Raw genomic sequence first — 3,261 nt, 5'->3', positions numbered from 1 at the left:
CCGTTGCGAGCGGGATCTATGCGCGACAAGCTCCTAGCTGCCCGACGTGGGCCAGCCTCGGCAGTGGCAGCCCCGTTCGACATTTGGCGACTCCTCTTGGGGGTGAGCCTGCTCCGAATCAGCAAGGTCAACCCTAAGCGGTTCGCCCACTAAGCGGAGACGCGATTTTGCCTATATCACGGACTATTGGGCCCGGACGCGTACAACCACCTTTTGGAATGCGGCGTTGTGACTATTTGCAGGTAGCCCCCCCATCACGGTGTCGCAGGCCCTTGTCCCACATTCGGGATGTCGAGCGCATTTGCGGCGTTTCCGAGCACGGGAGCATCGGTCGCAATCGCGAGCGAACTTGCTGCGCTCGAAGTTGAATGCAACTTGCGCCGATAGTAGTGGCGCACTGTTCTACCCTAGCAAGAACGTTCAAGAGCTGTGCCGCGACTCTGTTGCCCCGACACCTTTGGCACAAGCTCGAGGACCTCCTGCGCATTTGTGCGAGCGAGCTCGATCTTCCGATCGACTTCAGCGCTCGTGCATTGGAAGGAAGCGTACGCATTGACTCGGGGCCCGGGGTCTCGGTCGAGGGGCTTTGGGCTACCGCGAACCGGGTGCTCGCGAGCGGTGGCCTCGCGTGCATCCAGGTGCCGGGCGAGGACACCTTGAGCATCGTCCCCCTAGACCAGGCCGCGGGGCTCGCGAGGCTGGAGAACGGTGATGTCGCTGACGCCAGAGCTGGTTACATCAAGGTCCTGCGACCGATCCGGGGCGATGCGCCGTCGGACACCGTCCAGGCGATCCAGACGTTTCTCCCCAAGGGCGGAACGCTCGTGGCTTCCCCCTCGGGAACAGACCACGTCCTGATCGCTGGGCTGAAGTTCCAAGTGATCGAGGCCCTCAGTGTGCTCGAGCTTCTCGACCGCATCCCCAGCGCGACAGTGACCGAGGAGATCGAGCTCCGACGGGCGTCACCGATCGCCCTGGCGGCGCTGCTGGAACAGGTCGTGCAGAAGCGCAAGGCGGTGGACGGGATCGGGTTGAAGGGAGCGACCGTCGCCGCCCCTGGATCCCCTCGACTCGTTATCGTGGCGCCCGAGGAGGAGATGAATGAGTGGCGCGAGCTCGTCCTCAGGTTCGACCGCGCCGAGGCGACGTTCACCAAGCACTACGTGCCGCGACGCTTCGGTCTGGCCGAGACGGTCGAGCTGGTGTCGCAGGTCGTCGGGGTCGAGGCAGGCGGAGGTCCGCGCATCGTCCAGGACATGCTGACGGGGTCCCTGATCGTCACTGCTCCTCTCCATGTGCACGAGGAGATCCAGCAGCTCCTCGACCGCCTCGAACGAACGGACCTACCGCCGCGCAAGGGCATGCGCTCGTTCCCAATCGAGCATCGCAATGCCGAAGACCTGGTGAAACTCCTGGAGAGCCTCATCGGAGACGGCGACATTCCCCAGCCCGTGCTCGGGGCCGTCGGGGATGAAGGAACGGATGCGCCCGGTGAGGTCGCAACGCCAGCAGCCCCATCGGTGCGCGCAGCGCCGGGCGACTCCCCGGGGCTCCTCACCCTCACCGCAGACGAAGGCACGAACCGGATCCTCGCGTTCGGAGACCTGCGCTTGCTGGACGAGCTCGAGGCCCTGATCCGAACAGTCGACGTCCTGGCTCCCCAGGTGCTGGTGGAGGTCCTGGTGGTCAGCCTCACCGACAGCCAGATGCTCGACCTTGGAGTAGAGCTCCGCGCTGGCGGTGAATCGGATGGTCGTGAAGGCCGCATCGCGAGTCTCTTCGGTCTCGGTGCCCCGGAGCTCGACGCAACGGCGATCCCCGCGCTCGCTGGAACCGGAGGCACCGGCGTCATCCTCAACCCCGGAGACTTCAGCGCGCTCGTCCGAGCCCTGGAGACAGTCAACAAAGGCCGCACGCTGACAGTCCCGAAGGTGCTGGTATCCAACCACGAGGACGCGAACCTGAACTCGGTCCTGCAAACGCCATACACGACGACCGCCGCCACCACGACGGTCGCGACCACGAGCTTCGGCGGATCGTCGGATGCGGGTACGAGCATCACGGTCACGCCCCACATCCAGAGCGGCGACCAGTTGCGGTTGGACTACAGCGTTTCGATCAGCTCGTTCGTCGGCGACTCCGTGGATCCCGCGCTTCCCCCACCGCGCCAGGAGAACCTGCTCGACAGCACAGTCACGGTGCCCGACGGTCACACGATCGTCGTCGGTGGGTTGGAGGTGGACTCGGAGACCGAGGCGGTTTCGCGCCTGCCCTTGCTGGGACGGCTCCCGATTCTCGGTGCGCTGTTCCGCAACACCTCGGCCGGGCATTCGAAGAGCCGCTTCTTCGTCTTCTTGCGCTGCAGCGTGCTCCAGCACGAGCGGTTCGAGGACCTCAAGTACCTGAGCGTGGACGACCTCGACGCAGCCTTGATCGACGACGGCCTGCCCGTACTGGAGCCGAGGATCATGCGATGAAAACGGCGCTCGTGGTCCTAGCACTCGCGGTCGGCTGTACGTCCTCGCCTCCGGGTCCGTACACGACCCCGACCGAAGTCGAGCGCGACACACAGCGTGCGGAGAGACTCACGCGACAAGCCGCCGATCTGATCGTCTCGAATCCAGTCGCTGCAGAGGAGCTCCTACGCGAGGCACTCACCGCCGACATCTTCCACGGCCAGGCGCACAACAACCTCGGCGTGATCTTCCTGCGCCGGGAGGAGTTCTACGAGGCCGCACACGAGTTCGAGTGGGCGCGGAGGCTCTTGCCTGGTCATCCGGATCCACGGGTCAACCTAGCGTTGACGCTCGATCATGCCGGGCAGTTGGATGAGGCGTTCGAGGCGTATGAGACGGCGCTCGAGCTGGCCCCCGGTTACCTGCCTGCCGTCCAGGGCATCGCTCGGGCTTCGCTACGAGCCGGACGGGACGATGCGCGACTGAGAGGCTGGCTGGAACGGATCGCGATCGAGGCGGAAGAGGACGGCTGGCGCGAGTGGGCGCAACTCGAAGCAACCATGCTCCGTGACAGATCCCCCTGAAGGGCGCGGCGTCGGACTCGGTATCATCCCACCATGAGTGGTCGTCCCCGTCGGGCCCCCTCAGGCTCGGAGAAGGTCAGCTGGAGCGGCACCGTCCTCTCAGTCCAGCCGCGCATTCGCTTGACGCGCTCGTTCGACGAGCGCCAGCACTCGTACCTCGGGTACGTGCTACACATCGACGGCAAGATCGGCGACGAGGAGCGCACGTTCACGGTCGGAGT

General features: G+C 65.2%; 3 protein-coding genes. All 3 read left to right on the top strand.

The annotated features are described in order from the left end of the window. The first annotated feature begins 443 nt into the window (after nt 1-443). Entirely contained in the window at nt 444-2,477 is a 2,034-nt protein-coding gene (locus GY725_26055) for a hypothetical protein (protein MCP4007660.1), read from the top strand. Next, on the top strand, nt 2,474-3,040 hold the full coding sequence (locus GY725_26050) for a tetratricopeptide repeat protein (GenBank protein MCP4007659.1): 567 nt from the start codon (nt 2,474-2,476) through the stop codon (nt 3,038-3,040). The genes GY725_26055 and GY725_26050 overlap by 4 nt, the downstream gene beginning before the upstream one ends. A 33-nt stretch (nt 3,041-3,073) precedes the next feature. Continuing rightward, the coding region (locus GY725_26045) for a hypothetical protein (GenBank protein MCP4007658.1) at nt 3,074-3,261 on the top strand (188 nt) is incomplete at its 3' end.

This window comes from bacterium (assembly GCA_024226335.1).
Classification (GTDB): Bacteria; Myxococcota_A; UBA9160; order SZUA-336; family SZUA-336; genus JAAELY01.
Note: the sequence above shows the minus strand (reverse complement) of the source record. Positions and strands in the feature narration are given on the sequence as shown.